Source organism: Rhodococcus sp. NPDC076796 (assembly GCF_040702765.1).
In the GTDB taxonomy this organism is placed as follows: Bacteria; Actinomycetota; Actinomycetes; order Mycobacteriales; family Mycobacteriaceae; genus Rhodococcoides.
In genome coordinates, this window is the sequence record NZ_JBFBMS010000006.1 from 226,069 (window position 1) to 242,425 (window position 16,357).

Genomic DNA, 16,357 nt, shown 5'->3' on the forward strand with positions numbered 1-16,357 from the left:
CGGTGTTGCCGGTGGGCTCCACCGGCACCGGTGTCAGCTGGCAGCAGGACGAGGCCCGAGCAATCATCGACGAATACACCACTCGCGTAGACGAACTCACGACGCAGTACGCCGATGCCATCGCCGATACCGAAGTCCTGCCGATCAGCACTTCGGAGGAAGGTGGGATCTCGATAGGACGTGACCGGGTGACGTCCATCGCGCTCGAGGATGTGGGAGCCCGCGTCGGCTCCGCCTGGACCGCTGCCACTCCGGAGATCGAATACGGACCGGAGAACGTCACAGCTGCATCCGACGCAGTGGCGATGATTGCCGCAATCACGTCGGAACAGGATCTGCAGGCGATGAACGCCAACCCGCTCTGGACCGGATTGCCGGCCATGCGCAGCGACCGCATCGTCCGGACGGACAAGTTCACCAACGACGGAGGTCCACTGACCGCGCTGTGGACCCTCGGCTTGGTGGAGAAGCTCTACGACCGCAGTTGATCGCAGATGTCGTCCGACACCCGTCGGGTTACATCGTCCGTTCTTCCTCCACGCGACACGTGACACAGGACACAAACGTGGCCGACTATGGGTTCATGACCAACTTCCCCACGCTCGACCCCGAACTCGCCGCTGCCGTCGCGATGCTCCCGAATGTCGATTTCGATGACCTCCCCGCTGCACGATCGACCTTCACCACACTTGTCGACGTCATGCTCGCCGACCTGTCGATGGCGGGAGTCTCGCTGCGAGAGATCACCGTCCCAGGAACGAACGGCGCACCGGACGTCACCGTGCGCTTCTTCGAGCCGGAGCACTCCGACGGACCGTTGCCCGTGCTGGTGTGGATCCACGGCGGTGGATTCGCCATCGGGACAGCCGCTTCCAGCGATCCCTACTGTGTCGATGTCGTCCGCGAACTCGGATTCGCAGTGGCGAACGTCGAATACCGACTCGCCCCCGAGACGCCGTTTCCCGGGCCGCTCGACGACTGCTATGCGGCGCTGACGTACATCCACTCGCACGCGGATGAATTGGGAGTCGACCCGAAGAGAATCGCGGTGGGCGGCCAGAGCGCCGGTGGCGGCCTGGCGGCAGGAACGGTTCTGCGGGCACGCGACGAAGGCGTCGTGCCGGTGGCGTTCCAGCTGCTCGAGATCCCCGAACTGGACGACCGCCTCGCCACCGTGTCCATGACCGAGTTCGTCGACACGCCGATGTGGCACCGACCGAACGCGATCCTGTCGTGGCAGTACTACCTCGGCGACTCGTACAGCGGCCCGGACGACCCGAATGTCTCGATCTACGCCGCTCCGGCTCGGGCGACCGATCTGGCCGGTCTACCACCGACATACGTCTCGACCATGGAGCTCGATCCCCTGCGCGACGAGGGAATCGACTATGCGGTGCGACTCCTCCAGGCCGGAGTGAGCGTCGAATTGCATTCCTTCCCCGGCACTTTCCACGGATCCGCGCTACTGGCAACGGCAGAGGTGAGCAAACGCGGACACGCAGAGGCGTTGGACGCCCTGCGTAGGGGCTTGCGCCTTCGTGTCACCGCCTCGTAGCGTCGTTTCATGCAAGGACTGATGTACCGGCTCGCGGAGCTCGACGCCGACTCCGCGGGCCTGGTGCGCGTGATCGACTATTTCGATGCACTGATCAGACACGGCGCGGATACCTCGGCGATGTTGCGCGCCAGCGCTGCTCTGGCCGACTGCGTTGTCGGAATCGACGTCGTCGGCACGTCCGGCGGACATCGCCAGCATGCGCGCTGCGATCCGAAAGGCCGCTGGTTGACTCAGGCTGCGGGTGAGCGGACAGCAGTCAAGGAAGTCGTCGTCGACGACGTCGTGATGGGTTCGGTGTGGATCGAGCGCGCAAGTCCCGCGCTCGCTCTCGACGACATGCTCGTCGATCGAATGGCCTTGACCGCAGCCATCATTCTGGTGCCCCGGCACATTCCGTCCGCGGCCGAACACACCCGAGCAGTGCTGTTTCCGATGGACGACATCGCTTTGCTGAGTTCGTTGACCGCATTGCACATCGAACCGACAGACCGGGTGAGAGTGGCCATGGCAGCTGCGGACTCGCCGTCGGCCACTGCCCCGCCGACGGCCGGTCGGTCGGTGCCGATCACGGTCGACGACCACGTCCTGTACCTGCTGACGGACGAACCGACCGAACCGACGGTGGGCCGTTGCCGTCTGGGTGTCTCGCTTGCGCTGCTCGCCGGCGATCTCCACCGACATCTCGGGAATGCTCGATTCGCCCTGGCACAGGCCAGCGAGCACCTACCTGTGTCGATCGCCGATCGTTTGGGTGCCCTGAACCTGTTGGACAGAGGAAGTACGTTGGCAATCAGCGACATTCCCGACCTCGTGCGCGCGAAGGAACTGAGCGCCACAGTTCACGGCCGTGAACTGCTCGGTACGCTCCGCGCGTATCTGGGATCCAGTAGTCTGCGGGCGACAGCAGACCGCACGCATCTGCACCACAGCAGCGTTGCGCACCGACTCGCGAAGATCTCCGAGGCAGTGGGGTACCCGGTCGATTCCGTCGAGCACCGTGCCCGTGCAACCGCAATGATGTTGGTGCTCGACGGCAGCGACACAGGGGTCGCATAATCCTTTGATGGAACCGACACCCACGGGCACGCTGCGCAGCACCGACACCGGCTTCGCCCTTGAGTTGACCAGGACCATCGCCGCTTCGCGAGAGGACGTGTGGGCGAGCCTCACGGAATCGCCTCGAACAGCACTGTGGTTCGGGCCGTGGGAGCGCATCTCGGAGAACACCGTTCGTGTCACGATGCGCTTCGAGGAGGGTGAGCCCGCATCGGACATGGCCATCGAAGCGTGCGAGCCGCCCAGCCGGCTGGCCGTTCGAACGATCGACGAGATGCAGTGGCCGCTTGAGGTTCGCCTCGACGAGAGGGAAAGCTCGACGGTCGTCGTTCTCGTGCACAGCTGCGAGAGCACGGACGGTCTGGGCGACATCGGCCCCGGCTGGGAGTACTACCTGGACATGCTCATCGCATCCAGAGACGGCACCCCGCTGCCGAGTTTCGATCACTACTACCCGTCGCAGCAGGAGTACTACCTATCGCTCCGCCCGCAGTGAATCAATGGTTGCGTAAAGCGTCGATCAGCTCCTTCTTGTTCAGTGTCGAGTAGCCCTCGAGGCCCAGTTCTCTGGCCCGGTCGGTCAGTTCGTCGACCGTCCAGTCCTCGTAGGATCCGGATTCTCCGCCCTTCCTACCGACCTGATCTCGCCCCTTCTTCGCTGCGGCGTTCGAGATGCGGGCGGCCTTCTCCTTCGAGTTGCCTTCCTCGCGGAGCTTCTCGTACAACCCCTGGTCCTTCAGCTGAGCCTGGTCATCGGTCGTGGTCTTCTTCGCCGGCATAGAAACTTCCTTTCACTGAATCGACATCGAAGCGCTACCCGCTCCGCACGGCAACGAATCATGCCCAGCAGCCCAGATCGGTGGTGTGCATCGAGTTCCATCGGGTATGCGAACGGGATGCAATTGGATCGACGGCAGTCGGAAAGCCGAGCCACCCGCGCAGACGAAGACACGGCCGAAGCTACCGGTACACCGCTCTCCGTGGGAGTGGTCAGCGACGACGGTTTCGCGTCGACGGTCGCGTCTGCCGTCGTCGCGAAGCTGCCCGACCACGCGATGATCGACGGCAAGCGGCGCGAAATACGCGTATCAGGGGCATCGGTTCCGCTCCCGCCCACAGCGACGGGTGCGGCCCCGCTGGGTCAGTGGCTTGCATCTGTGAAGGCAGACGCCAGTTACGACATCGTGTTGTGTGTCTCGGAGGTACCTCGCCGCCAGGGTTCCCGCCCGGTGATCGCCGAGACTCGGGACGGAACGACCGGCGCGCTGTACGTGCCCTCCTTCGGCACCCTCGCGGTCCGACGACGCGCTGTAGCGGCTGCGTTGGCCGTACTGCACGAGTTGATCGAAGCGGACGATTCCTCTCGGCTTCCGAGGAGGTACTTCAAGTCCCGCTGGGCGTCCAGTGACTCCGGCGAGGGTGACGAGGTGCTGCTGACGTCGAGCATCTTCGGCCGAATCAGGTTGGTGTCGGGGATGATTCGGTGCAATCGGCCGTGGCGATTGGTACCGACGCTGTCGAGCGCGCTGGCCGCGGCCAGTGCTGCCTCCGCCTTCGGCGTGTTCTACGCCAGTATCTGGCAGATGGCAGCGTCGATGAGCCTGGGCAGATTGGCGATGATCGGGGTCACCGCAGTGCTCGCCATGACGGTGTGGGTCATTTTTCCCAACGGGCTGTGGGAGAAGCGGACGTTCCGCCGCTCCACGATCGATCGCTGGATGTACAACGCAGCCACCGTGGGAACGGTTGTCACCGGTGCACTGTGCATGTACGCGCTGCTGTTCGCAGTTGTCCTCTCCTCGGCAGCTGTGGTGATTTCACCGGAGTTTCTGGCCGAGCAGATCGGTCGGCCCTCGTCGATCGGCGACTACTTCTCCCTCGCCTGGCTTGCCGCATCGCTCGGTACCGTTGCCGGTGCAGTCGGGTCGTCGGTCGCGGATCGCGAGGACATACTCGATGCCACCTACGGCCACCGCGAGTTGATTCGTCGACAGTCGGCGACCACGTCGTCGTCGTGAGGCCCCTCGATCCCTCCGCGTTGTGAGCTAGAACAAGGAAAACTGGGTACGTTCGGGATATGCCATATCTGGATCGCGTTGCAGACGTGTTCGTGCTGAACCTCGGAACTCGGGGCGTCGACGACAGCGAAAACCGCATGGGCCCGAACTGGGTTGCCGAGATCAATGCACTGCTCGGCGAGGTGGAGTCGTCCTCCGGCCCGGCTGCGCTGGTGACGACTGCGACGGGCAAGTACTTCTCCACCGGCGTCGATCTGTCATGGGGTGCCGACAACCTCGACCAGATCAACCGGTTCATCGGCTCGGTGCAGGAGATGCTGGTGCGCTTCCTGACGTTCCCGATGCAGACCGTCGCCGCCATGCAGGGACACACCTACGGCGGTGCCGCATTCTTCGTGATGGCTCACGACCACCGCATCATGCGGTCCGATCGTGGCTTCCTGTGCTTCCCCGGCGTCAACATCGGCGCGACCTACAGCCCGGGAACCGTCGACATGGTGCGAGCGAGGTTGGCCCCACATGCGTTTCACGAGGCGCTGACGACCGGCCGCCGCTACGGCGGTGGCGACGCCATGGCACTCGGCCTGGTCGACGCGGTCTCGACGCAGGAGCGTGTGCGCGACGACGCCATCGCCCGCGCAGCCGAATTGGCCGGCACCCGTGGCGAAGTTCTGGGCGAGATCAAACGCACCATGTACGCCGGTGAGATCCGCTCCTTGCTGACGCCTGTCGCAGGCGTCGACGAAATGGAATGGGTCTCGAACTAGGCGACGCCGTCAGTGCACCACCAGAACGGGGCATTCGGCGTGATGCACCAAGTTCTGGCTCACCGATCCCAGTATTGCTGCTGTGAAACGATTTCGGCCGCGGCTGCCCACTACCAACACCTGGGAAGTAGCGGAGATCGACCGAAGTTCGTGTGCCGCCGAAGCACCGACGGACACTGCCCGAACCGGCACCGACGGATACTTGTCCCGGTAGGTATCGACGTTGGCCTGCAACCACTTTCGCTCTGCCTCACGAAGGTGCTGCCAGTCGACCGAGGTGCCGTAGTCGAGTTGATCGGTTTCGTGCACGGCACCCACGTGGACGGCGAGCAGCTCTGCACCCAGGATGCTCGCCAGCTCGAATGCCGCCGACAGTGCGCGCTTCGACGGCTCGGATCCATCGACGCCCACCGCTACCGGCCCCGGCTCGGATCCGGAATCGCCACGTTCGTGCCATACCAACACCGGGCAGGTCGCGGCGTTGACGATTGCCGTCGTCGAGTACCCGAAGACGATGTCGCGCAATGGACCCGACTCGCACGCGCCCACGACGAGCATCGCCGCATCAGCGGAGAGTGCCTTCGCCATACGTGCTGCCGACAGCTCGGATACCTCCGATTTGACCGTCACCTGGGGGTCGACTCCGTGCACTACGTCGACGGCGCGGGCGAGTACGCCTTCACTCTCCTGCCGCAGCCGCGTCGGAAAGTCGGTGGTGTTCAGCTCGGCGGCGACCGCCGCACTCCACTCGTCCTTGAGTGCACCGTGGACGAGGTGCACCGATGTCGATGCCGCCCCAGCGAAATGCGCCGCCCATTCGGCCACCCCCTTGTCCGTGGGCGAGCCGTCGACCACGACCGCGAGCGGTCCGTCGAATGTGGTTGCCGCGATCGTGTGGTCCATCGTTCCTCCGTTGGCCGAAGACTGTTTCTACGTCGTCTCCTACGATCGCTGCTGCATCGACGCGCCACTAGGGCATTTGGCCACCTGCGTCACGGGTATTTCGGGTCGGAGCGACTACGCCCGAGCAACCAGGGGTGCAACTTCGGTGCCGAGTAGCTCGATGCCGCGCAGCAGGTCGCTGTGGGCCAGCCGCGGATTGGTCATCTGCAACGACAGTCGATCCACGCCGCCCAGTTGTTCGCTCACTCGCAGAATCTTGTCGGCCACCGTCTTCGGATCTCCCATGAAGAACGCGCCGTTGGGACCGGCGGTGGCGTCGAACTGCTGCCGACTGGGCCGGGCGAATCCACGCTCGCGAGAGATCTTGGTGAACATCTCGTTCCAGCCGGGGTAAATGGTGTCCGCTGCGGCCGTCGTGGTCTCGGCGACGAAGCCGAACACGTGCAGGCCCACCTTCAGCTGCTCCGGCGGATGGCCCGCCTGCGCTCCGGCGCGACGGTACAGATCGACGAGCGGGGCGAACTGTCGTGGCTCTCCGCCGATGATGGCGATCATCAGTGGAAGCCCCAGAAGCCCTGCGCGAGCGAAGGATTCGGGCGTTCCACCGACCCCGACCCAGATCGGCAACGGATCCTGCAGCGGACGTGGGTAGATGCCCTGACGGTTCAGCGCCGGGCGGTGCCGACCGGACCAGGTCACCTCGACGTTGTCCCGGATCTGCAGCAGGAGGTCGAGCTTCTCGGCAAAGAGCGAGTCGTAATCGGCCAGATCGAGGCCGAACAGCGGGAACGACTCGGTGAAGGATCCGCGTCCCACGACCAGATCGATCCGGCCCTTGGAGATCAGGTCGAGAGTGGCGAACTCTTGGAACACCCGAACCGGGTCGTCTGCGCTGAGCACCTTGACTGCGCTGCCGAGTCGGATGTTCTCGGTGCGCGCGGCGGCCGCGGCGAGAATGATCGACGGAGCCGAGTCGTAGTACTCGCTGCGGTGATGCTCGCCGATGCCGAACGAGTAGAGCCCGACCTGGTCCGCGAGGGCGATCTCCTCCAGCAGGTGACCCATTCGCTCCTCGGGGGCGATCACCCGGCCGTCGGTCGGATCGGTCACGGAAGAGACGAAACTGTCTACGCCCAGATGCATGGTGGGGCCTTTCGATTCGGGATTGTCGCCTCCATCAGCATCGATGAAGATTCAATTATTCCGAGGGGAGGCCGAGCAGGCGTCTAGTCTCCCCATCGTTTCAACTCCTTCGCCGCGTAGTACATCTGCTGCGACGCGCCGAAACGAACGAGCAACTGCTGCTTCTCCTCGTAGAACCAGACCACGGTTCCGTAGACACCTTTCATAGGCCCATCAACCGTCGTGACACCGTCGCCGATCTCGAAACCGTCCATATCGTCACCGTACCGATCCGTCGAATCATGGCTCGCCGAACTCGCAGACCGTCGAGCAGACTTCCGCCCGGCGCGCGACGAGTCCGTCGATCCACGCAATCGCCTCCGGGTAGGCGGCGGCATTCGCGGCCGGGTGGTCGAACGCGGGAACGAGCTCGGTTCCGAAGTCGAACTCACGGACGGTGATGTCGGTACCTCCGGCGACGCGCCATCGGTGAGCCAGGAGTCGGCTCTGTTCGATCTCGACGGAGACGTCGTGCACACCGTGCACGATCATCACGGGCGCGGCGGGCGCGGTGAAACCGACGGTGTTGGCTGCCGTCAGCGGACCCAGTGCGGGTCCCGTCATGAGCGCGCCCAGTGACGTGCCGTCGACCGTCAGATCCTCGGACCGCAGCGGTCCGTATTCGAGCGCGTCGATCGTGCAGAAATCCTGTGCCGCATCGAGAACTGCCCGTCCGCGGTCGTTGAACAGAGCGCGGATATCGTCGGCCCGGTCGGGGTGCGCACCGATCAGGCCGTCGATCGTGTAGAGCATCGTCGCGGCGGACTCGGAGCCGTCCTGGCCGTCGACTCGCAGCACGGGATCGGTCGGTGCCGCACCGACGAAGGCACCGACCACGGACAGGTCGGGAGCGTACGTGGAGGCAAGCTCTGCAGCGGCCGCCGAGGCGACGCCCCCCGCCGAGTATCCGTAGAGCGCCACGGGGGCATCGGTCCGTTGCGCCGCGGCCCGTGCCGAGTCCAGAACGGCACGGGCACTGGCGATCCGGCCCAGGAATTCGTATTCGCCGGGAGTTCCGAGGCCTTGGTAGTCCGTCGTTACCACTTGGTACCCCTGCGCAAGTAGCGGCAGCAGCGCCGGCATCGTGGTTGCCAGTCCCAGGTCGGACGAGCCCGAGCAGCGGTCGGCAATCCCGTAACTGCCCGGCGCATAAGCGATCACGGGCCGCGGCCCAGGCCCCGCCCACGCACGAGTCGGTGTGATCAGAAGCCCCGACACCGAAACCGCACTATCACGGGGATCGGCCGATCGGTACAGAATGCGCTCGGTGTGCGATCCCAGAACATCGAACTGTGGCAGGGGTTCTCGGCGCACGATCGTTCCGGGCTCGTAGGCCTCCAGATCGGGAACCGGATCGGAGTAGAAATCTGCCCCATCGGGGGCCGACGAGACGGGTGCGGCCGACAGAATGCAGGACCCCGCAAGGACGAACAGGGCGAGGGCGACGATAAGGACTCTCATCTCGCGAGCAAGTATGCCGCCCTGAACACCAATCCGCATTCCAGCGTCACCACAGGCAAAGCGGTCCACATGCACGGATCGCCGTTCCCGCTACGTTCACTGTTTGATCCACGTCGGGACGAGGCTGCGGACCTGTGGTGCGCCGGCCAGCAGCGGTGCCACTTCACGTTCGTACGCTCGATAGGCGGGATGCTGGAGAAATGTGCGTGCGTCCTCGGCGGACCGGTAGTGCTGGAAGGCTGTGATTCCGTCGGGATCGTCGACATCGAGACCGTAGTAGTAGGCAAGATGCCCGGCGTTGTCGAGAACTGCCGGGCCCATGTGCTTTTCCCACAGGGCTCGGACGGCGTCGCGTCGGTTCGGAAAGGTCTTGTGCGAGACGACGACGATGACACCGGGCGGAACGGCGGTTTCAGCAGTCATGGGTGTTTCCTTTCGACTGACCATCAGAGGCGGTTCCCGGCGATCATGCAGCATGGGTCGGACATTCGAAGATGGCGTGCAGGGAGCCGGAATTGTCCGGCCTGTAGGGTCGCCGATCATGATCAAGAGAGCTCTGACGAGGTCGGCGGTCGTCGCGGGCGCGGCCATCGCGTCGACCGTCTGCATTCCGGCGCCGGCGCATGCGCACCACGTGGAATTCACGCCTCTCCCGGTGGCTTACTCACTGGGAGAGAACTTCTCGGTACCCTGCAGTGGACAGCTGACCGGTGCTGTCCACACCCCACACGACAGGCCGGGGCAGGTGACGGTATCCGTATCGTGGCTGCCCTTCTTCACCGGTCAGTGTCACAACGCGATATTCGTGAACTACTGGTCTGCCGTCGGAGAGAACGGACAGGGAAGCGGCTCACGATTGATTCTGCTGCCCTTCGCTTCTCGGGCCTTCGCGCCACTGACCGGGGAAATCACCTTTCCGATGACATCGGGTGGGGGTTCGATGACCGTCGCACCCAACGCGGTGAGCACGACATATCTCGATCCGCTGGCAAATACGGTGCGGTTCACCGTTGCGTGACACACGCGTGTCGGAGTCGACGTTCATGGATACGCGGCTACGGCCGTGATGTGGTCCGCGTGGCGACTGAACCGGACACCTCTGCTGATCTCACTGAGCACCATCGCGATCCTGATCACCGCAACGTTGACGGCTGGGTTGTACGTTCCACGCCATCCGCAAATATCATGGTCGTTCCTGCGAATGTGTTCGCGATGGAACGACGTCGGGCTGTGCAGGCCGGAGACCGCACTGACCTTGTCGACGTTGGGTGCGTTGCTTCTACCGTTGCTGCTCGGGATGTTCGTGGGAGTCCCCGCATTCGCCCGTGAAATGGACACACGTGCACATGTATTTGCGCTGACACAGTCCACCAGTCGAATCCAGTGGTACCTCGCACCCATCATCGTTGTCTTCCTGCCTATTTCGGCAGCCATGACATGTCTCGGCTTGGCACTGCATTGGGCCACCGGCCTGTCTCGGGATTCCTCGAGCGCTCTGTATGGACAGTCCGTCAGTTTCTCGTTCTTCGATTTCCCTCACTTCGAGACAGCAGGCGTCGTTCTCGGTGCCTACACGCTGCTGATGCTGCTCGTCGGCAGCACCTCGGTACTGATATTCCGCAGCGCAGTCACGTCCATGCTCGCTACCCTTTTCATCTTCCTGTTCGTCGTTCCGGTGGCGTTCACGTGGATCGCGCGTGAGCACTACGGGTCGCCCGCCATCGACAGCGAGCCGATCAGCGGCCTGTATCGCGAGTCGGAATATCCCCCGAACCCGTACTACACAACCGATGGAACGTGGGTCGTCGACGCCGGGTACGTCGACAGCAGCGGCGCGGAAGTCAGACCTCGAATAGATCGTTGCGCGCAGCCGTACCCGGACGACTACTGGAATCCGCGTCCCGGAGAGACGGACGAAGAACGTTCGGAGCGAACTCGACTCGAAACCCTGGACCGTGCGGCACGATTCGACGACTGTCTACGCGACCAAGGCGTCGACCGCTTCGACATCCGCTACTACACCGAAGACAACTTCTGGAGATTCCAAGCCATCGAAACCGGCCTCATGCTTGCATTCGGTCTCGTGGTCGGTGGGGTGGGAATGTCGGCGGTCCGGCGACTCACCTGAGAGCCCCCGGATGCGGTCCCATAATCAGGATGGCAACACGCCGACGCCGATCATCGGCGTGGTGGAACCGATCAGGAGTGCTCGGTCGAGTGCGGATCCACGCGGTAGATTCGCTCGACGGGTCTACGACCGTCTGACATGGTCCACTCTGCCGGACGCGTGTCGACCAGAGTCCAGCCGGTGCGTTCGTACAGTTCGATTGCCTTGCTGGAGTGCTCGATGACGTCGAGCATGGACGCACCTGCTGTTCGTGCCTGTCGCAACAATGAATCTCCGACGAGCGAGCCCCTGTGGCCCGGTCGCACGAAAAGACGGGACACCCACAGTGCACCGGGCTTGTCGATGAGGACGACATGTCCGACGGTGTGATTGTCATGCTCGGCAACCCACGCGGCCATCATGTTCTCGGGCGTCAACCACGCTGCCGGATCCTGTGGCCAGCGATGAGGATAGTCATCGGACTCGTGGACCTCACTCAGCGCCTCGACACACCCCGGCAGGTCGGCTGGATTTCTCGGTCGGACGAGCACCATGAAGCGAGTATCCCGCACCGACAGACTTCAACGCGCGGCGAGAAACCCCGGCCGCGGTTCGGTGCCGGAAAACGGTTCGACCACAGAATTCTCGACGCTGTTGAACACGACGAAAATGTCCGCCCTCGGCATGGGCGAGATATTGCCCGCCACGTCACCCGGGCTCAGCGCTCTTTCGAGCTGAACGAATCCGGCTTCGGCGTACCCGAGCAGTTCGAGATCGTTCGGGACATGACATCCGTCATGTCCCGCCGATGATGTTGTAACCCGATCCGATGTTTGTCTGCACTGTTGTGCGCCGGTCGACGAGACGACAGTAGGGAATGCAAGAGCGAACCGACGCATCGACGAGGAGGGCACCATGAACAAGCCGGAATCGACATCGGCCGACAAGGACGAGACGCAGGCAGTTCCTGACGGCAAGACCACTGAAAAGGTCAATGCCACAGAGCTTCTGCTCGACAGCTTCGGCGGAACCAGCGGAATGATCTACACCGCCGTTCCGGTCGTGGCGTTCGTGACCGCCAACGCTCTGGTGGCCCTTCCGATCGCCGTCGGCGTCGCGATCGCCATCGCGCTGGTGATCACTGTTCTTCGCGTCAAGCGAGGCGAGCAGATCGCGCAGGCCAGTGGCGGACTACTGGGCGTCGTCGTCGCGGGCGGTGTCGCCGCCTGGACAGGGTCGGCAGGCGGCTACTTCCTCATCGGCATCTGGCTGAGCTTGGCCGGAGCAGCACTGATGCTGGCCTCGATACTCGCACGACGACCGTTGACGGGAATGCTGTGGAATATGTTGCACGGCAACGAGTACGCCTGGCGATCGACACGCTCGGTTGCCCGCGCCCACTACATCGCGACGTCGACATTCGCCGTGTTGTTCGGTGCCCGATACGTCGTTCAGGACTGGCTGTACGACACCGACGCCACCGGGTGGCTCGCGTTTGCCCGAATCGCGATGGGCACACCGTTGCTCGCACTGGCAGTGCTCGTCACCGTCTGGGCCTTCCGCCGCTCCACAGCGCAGCTGGTTCACTCGAACCCTGCGTAGACCCTGCCGGAGGAATTGGCACTTGACTATGCCGTTGGGTCACAGTCGACACTGGTTCCGACCTGATCGAACCGGAGGAGAGCGACAGGCGGCGGCACTCGACGCCATCGATCCCGAATAGACCATCAGCACAACGCAATTCGACAGGAGTCGACCAACCATGCCCATGTTCGACAACAGGAGAGCGAGATTTTTCGCTGCAGCGTCAGCGTCGATGCTGCTGCTCGGTGCCTGCAGTCAATCACCGCCGGAACCGGACACAGACCCCGAGCCGTCGGCCGAGTTGCAGCAGTTCTACGACCAGAGCGTGACGTTCGAGCCGTGTGAAGGGTACGGCACCACCACGGCCGACGAGCAACTGTTCGCCGGCGACCCCGGGTTCGAATGCGCCCGCGTGGACGTGCCACTCGACTACGACGATCCGGACGGGCGCACGGCGCAGATCGCGCTGCTGAAAGCACCCGCCCGAGGCGAGAAAGTGGGCTCGCTCCTGCTCAACTCCGGCGGACCCGGCGGTGCCGGAATGAGCATGGCTGCAACGGGTGCGGTCGCGAACTGGGCGGACAGCCGGCTGACCGAGAAGTTCGACCTCATCGGATTCGATCCCCGCGGTGTCGGTGCGTCAACCCCGGCCATCGATTGCTTCACCGATGAGGAACACGAGGCAGGGCAGGCCTACACCACGGTCCTCACCGGCTCGAGAACCCTCACCGAGGACGGTGCACGCCAGCTGGTGAGCCAATGCTCCGAACGATCAGGAGGCGACGACGTCCTCGAACACGTCGGTACCCGCGACGCTGCCCGCGACATGGACATCCTCAGGGCCGTGCTCGGAGACGACGGCCTGAGCTACCTCGGCCAGAGCTACGGAACACGACTCGGTGCGGTCTATGCCGAGATGTTCCCGGAGAACGTGCGCGCGATGGTCCTCGACGGTGGAATCGATCCGGAGCAGGGCACCGCAGAGCGCAGGATCTACCAGTACACCAACTTCCAGAAGGCATTCGACGACCTGGCGGCGGCATGCGCGAGCGCTCCTGACTGCCCGTTGGGCACCGATCCGAGCAAGGCTGTCGACAACTTCCAGCAGATCGTCAGACCGTTGATCGACAATCCGATCGTCACCGGCGATGGCCGTGTCATGGACTTCGACGCCGCATACGGTGCTGTGATCGCAGGGCTCTACGACTCCTCGGCATGGCCGGTCATCACCAAGGGCATCGCCGAACTCCAAGCAGGACAGGGCGATACCCTTCTGAAGATCAACGATGTCTTCGGCGGACGCGACGCCGACGGCACCGTCCCGAACTTCTCCGAAGCGCTGTACGCGATCAACTGCATGGACGAGCAGCGCAACGCCCCGGAGCAGGAAGTGGACCTCAAGCGGCAGATCCAGGAGATCGCACCGTTCACCGACGCCGGACTAGGACCGGAGGGCGCACGCGACCCCTGCGAATTCTGGCCTGCAGAGCCGACTCTCGACATCCCGTACGCCACGGACGTCGACGGACTACCCGACACACTGACCATCTCGGTGACCGGCGACCCGTCCACACCGTACGAGGGAGGCGTCGACTTGGCGAACACCCTGGGCGGCTCGCTGCTCCCCGTCGACGGCGAACAACACACCGTGGCGTTCGGCGCAACGAGCACCTGTGTCAACGACATCGTCGCGAACTACCTCGTCGATCTCGAATCCCCGCCGGTCGACGCACGCTGCGCTCTGTAGCAGCCGAACGAGAGGACGAATCATGACTGCACCCCCACTGATCTCGGTCGAGGACTTCTTCGGCCCACCCGTTCGCTCCGGTGCCACGATGTCACCGGACGGCACCAGGATGGCGTTTCTCGCGCCGTGGAAGAACCGTCTGAACGTGTGGATCGAGGACCTCTCTCCGGGCAGCGAGCCACGCTGCGTCACAGCGGACGAGACTCGCAGTGTGCACGATTTCCGGTGGACGGATGACCCCCGCTGGCTGCTGTATCTGCAGGACACCGGTGGTGACGAGAACAGTCACGTGTTTCGCGTCGACCTGGAGGATTCCGATGCCGCGGCAGTAGATCTGACGCCGTTTCCGGGTTCCCGCGCGGTGTCCATCGAACCGGTGCGGGGTCGGGCCGGGGTGTATACCGTCCTGATCAATGCGAGAAGCATCGCCGAGTTCGATCTGTACGAAATCGAGATCGCCACAGGTGAACTGACGATGATCGGGCAGAGCCCCGGCGTCGGCCGGTATCCGATGCTCGGTGCCGAGGGCGAGGTGTTCGCCTTCGCGATGACCACGGACGGCACCATCGAGATCACGCGGTTGGACGAGTCCGGCGCCGAAACCACGGTGGCGTCGTTCGACGGCACCGACTACCCGATGGGCATCAATCCGATGCAGATCACTGCGGACGGTACCGGCATGTGGCTGGGTTCCAACCGAGGGCGCGACCTGACCCATCTGATCCGTCTCGACCTCGAGACCGGCGAGGAGACCGTCGTCGACAGTCACCCGACACTCGAACTCGATGGGGTGCGAAGAGCCGTCGAGCAGACCTCGTCACCGCTGATCTGCGACAGTGCAACCGGAGAGCTCATCGGTGTTCGGTATCTGGGAGAACGCCAAGTGATCCATGCAGTGGAACCGGGTTTCGCGGAGATCCAGAAAAACCTGGAACAGCTGTTCGACGGTGACATCGGAGCACTGTCCTCCGACGAGAGCGGACAGAAATGGATCGTCAGCTTCGTCCACGACCGCGATCCGTCCGTCACCTACTTCTACGATCACGCCACCGGATCGAGTCGCCGACTCTTCCGCCCGTACCCACATCTGGATCCCGAGGACATGGCCCCGATGGTGCCGGTGAGTATTCGGGCGCGTGACGGTCTGACTCTGCCGTCGTATCTGACGCTTCCGGTGGGCGTGGAACCCGAGAACCTGCCGATGGTTCTGGTGGTGCACGGCGGCCCCTGGTATCGGGATTCGTGGACCTTCGATCCCATCGCGCAAATGCTGGCGAACCGCGGATATGCAGTGTTGCAGGTCAACTTTCGCGGGTCGGTCGGCTACGGCACAGCGCACATGAACGCCGGGGTCGGCGAATTTGCGGGCGCGATGCACGACGATCTGATCGATGCAGTGAACTGGGCGGTCGAGGCGGGGTACGCCGATCGCGAGCGGGTGGCCATCATGGGTGGTTCCTACGGCGGCTACGCGGCGCTGGTGGGCGCGTCGTTCACTCCCGACACGTTTGCCGCGGCGATCGACTGCGTCGGCATCTCGGACCTGTCGAACTTCATGCGCACCCAACCGGCCTTCATCGGTCCGGGGATCATCAACAGCTGGTACCGCTTCGTCGGCGACCCTGCTGATCCCGACCAGCTGGCCGATATGCTCGCCCGATCACCCATCTCCAAGCTCGACGCGATACGCGCGCCGCTCCTGATTGCGCAGGGTGCTAACGATCCGCGGGTCGTCAAAGCAGAATCGGACAATGTCGTCGAGCGCCTGCGGTCGCGTGGCGTCGACGTCGACTACCTCGTGTTCGACGACGAGGGGCACGGATTCGTCAACCCGGAGAACAGTATTCGCTACTACCGCGAGGTGGAGAAATTTCTCGCCCAACACCTCGGCGGCCGTAGTCTGCAGTGATCGTGGGTCTTACCCTGTCGAAGGTCCCGCCGATCAAGGCTTTCGTCCGCATCAGCGCTTCGAAG

At 63.7% G+C, this 16,357-nt stretch carries 18 protein-coding genes and 1 pseudogene; 11 read left to right on the forward strand and 8 right to left on the reverse strand.

The features are described 5' to 3' along the window. The first annotated feature begins 11 nt into the window (after positions 1–11). The 4 genes from AB0366_RS19715 to AB0366_RS19730 all read left to right on the forward strand — a co-directional run bounded on the left by AB0366_RS19715 (position 12) and on the right by AB0366_RS19730 (position 3,110). On the forward strand, positions 12–488 hold the full coding sequence (locus AB0366_RS19715; RefSeq protein ID WP_366245406.1) for a hypothetical protein: 477 nt from the start codon (positions 12–14) through the stop codon (positions 486–488). 95 nt (positions 489–583) lie between these two features. Beyond that, positions 584–1,555 (forward strand): alpha/beta hydrolase, encoded by a 972-nt coding sequence (locus AB0366_RS19720; protein ID WP_366245407.1) that lies wholly within the window; start codon positions 584–586, stop codon positions 1,553–1,555. Between the two features lie 9 nt (positions 1,556–1,564). Further along, the gene (locus AB0366_RS19725; RefSeq protein ID WP_366245408.1) at positions 1,565–2,614 is read left to right on the forward strand and encodes a helix-turn-helix domain-containing protein; all 1,050 of its coding nucleotides are present in this window, start codon (positions 1,565–1,567) and stop codon (positions 2,612–2,614) included. A gap of 7 nt (positions 2,615–2,621) precedes the next feature. Then, positions 2,622–3,110, forward strand: a complete 489-nt coding sequence (locus AB0366_RS19730; protein WP_366245409.1) for an SRPBCC domain-containing protein — start codon at positions 2,622–2,624, stop codon at positions 3,108–3,110. Between the two features lies 1 nt (position 3,111). On the opposite strand, the gene AB0366_RS19735 is transcribed toward AB0366_RS19730, so the two are convergent. After that, positions 3,112–3,393, reverse strand: a complete 282-nt coding sequence (locus tag AB0366_RS19735; RefSeq protein WP_121869412.1) for a Rho termination factor N-terminal domain-containing protein — start codon at positions 3,391–3,393, stop codon at positions 3,112–3,114. Between the two features lie 117 nt (positions 3,394–3,510). Here AB0366_RS19735 and AB0366_RS19740 point away from each other — a divergent pair, with 117 nt between their 5' ends. Together AB0366_RS19740 and AB0366_RS19745 are read left to right on the forward strand one after the other, a co-directional pair. Then, positions 3,511–4,632, forward strand: coding sequence for a hypothetical protein (locus AB0366_RS19740; RefSeq protein WP_366245410.1), 1,122 nt, complete (start codon positions 3,511–3,513; stop codon positions 4,630–4,632). Between the two features lie 59 nt (positions 4,633–4,691). Beyond that, positions 4,692–5,399, forward strand: coding sequence for an enoyl-CoA hydratase-related protein (locus tag AB0366_RS19745; protein ID WP_366245411.1), 708 nt, complete (start codon positions 4,692–4,694; stop codon positions 5,397–5,399). 9 nt (positions 5,400–5,408) lie between these two features. Here AB0366_RS19745 and AB0366_RS19750 read toward each other — a convergent pair whose 3' ends face one another. The 5 genes from AB0366_RS19750 to AB0366_RS19770 form a co-directional block, all read right to left on the reverse strand. Beyond that, positions 5,409–6,302: a universal stress protein gene (locus AB0366_RS19750; protein ID WP_366245412.1), complete on the reverse strand. Its 894-nt coding sequence runs from the start codon at positions 6,300–6,302 to the stop codon at positions 5,409–5,411. A gap of 114 nt (positions 6,303–6,416) precedes the next feature. Next, complete coding sequence (locus tag AB0366_RS19755) at positions 6,417–7,445, reverse strand: LLM class flavin-dependent oxidoreductase (RefSeq protein WP_366245413.1); 1,029 nt, start codon at positions 7,443–7,445, stop codon at positions 6,417–6,419. An 83-nt stretch (positions 7,446–7,528) separates the two neighbouring features. Further along, the gene (locus tag AB0366_RS19760) at positions 7,529–7,699 is read right to left on the reverse strand and encodes a hypothetical protein (protein WP_366245414.1); all 171 of its coding nucleotides are present in this window, start codon (positions 7,697–7,699) and stop codon (positions 7,529–7,531) included. Positions 7,700–7,724: 25 nt separating this feature from the next. Further along, on the reverse strand, positions 7,725–8,945 hold the full coding sequence (locus AB0366_RS19765) for a lipase family protein (protein ID WP_366245415.1): 1,221 nt from the start codon (positions 8,943–8,945) through the stop codon (positions 7,725–7,727). Positions 8,946–9,041: 96 nt separating this feature from the next. Beyond that, the gene (locus AB0366_RS19770) at positions 9,042–9,368 is read right to left on the reverse strand and encodes an antibiotic biosynthesis monooxygenase (protein ID WP_366245416.1); all 327 of its coding nucleotides are present in this window, start codon (positions 9,366–9,368) and stop codon (positions 9,042–9,044) included. A 118-nt stretch (positions 9,369–9,486) separates the two neighbouring features. Between AB0366_RS19770 and AB0366_RS19775 the strand changes: the two genes are divergently transcribed. Both AB0366_RS19775 and AB0366_RS19780 read left to right on the forward strand, forming a co-directional pair. Further along, positions 9,487–9,963, forward strand: coding sequence for a hypothetical protein (locus tag AB0366_RS19775; protein WP_366245417.1), 477 nt, complete (start codon positions 9,487–9,489; stop codon positions 9,961–9,963). 45 nt (positions 9,964–10,008) lie between these two features. Beyond that, a complete protein-coding gene (locus AB0366_RS19780) occupies positions 10,009–11,073 on the forward strand; it encodes a hypothetical protein (RefSeq protein ID WP_366245418.1) in 1,065 nt (354 codons plus the stop codon). 71 nt (positions 11,074–11,144) lie between these two features. Here AB0366_RS19780 and AB0366_RS19785 read toward each other — a convergent pair whose 3' ends face one another. Beyond that, positions 11,145–11,606 (reverse strand): GNAT family N-acetyltransferase, encoded by a 462-nt coding sequence (locus tag AB0366_RS19785; RefSeq protein ID WP_366245419.1) that lies wholly within the window; start codon positions 11,604–11,606, stop codon positions 11,145–11,147. A gap of 27 nt (positions 11,607–11,633) precedes the next feature. Continuing rightward, positions 11,634–11,753 (reverse strand): annotated as a pseudogene (locus AB0366_RS19790) (ectoine hydroxylase); the annotation flags it as partial. 214 nt (positions 11,754–11,967) lie between these two features. On the opposite strand from AB0366_RS19790, the gene AB0366_RS19795 reads away from it, so the two are divergent. The 3 genes from AB0366_RS19795 to AB0366_RS19805 all read left to right on the forward strand — a co-directional run bounded on the left by AB0366_RS19795 (position 11,968) and on the right by AB0366_RS19805 (position 16,292). After that, on the forward strand, positions 11,968–12,654 hold the full coding sequence (locus AB0366_RS19795) for a DUF3159 domain-containing protein (RefSeq protein WP_366245420.1): 687 nt from the start codon (positions 11,968–11,970) through the stop codon (positions 12,652–12,654). Positions 12,655–12,814: 160 nt separating this feature from the next. Beyond that, on the forward strand, positions 12,815–14,383 hold the full coding sequence (locus AB0366_RS19800; protein ID WP_366245421.1) for an alpha/beta fold hydrolase: 1,569 nt from the start codon (positions 12,815–12,817) through the stop codon (positions 14,381–14,383). Positions 14,384–14,405: 22 nt separating this feature from the next. Beyond that, a complete protein-coding gene (locus tag AB0366_RS19805; RefSeq protein ID WP_366245422.1) occupies positions 14,406–16,292 on the forward strand; it encodes a S9 family peptidase in 1,887 nt (628 codons plus the stop codon). Positions 16,293–16,357 lie beyond the last annotated feature (65 nt).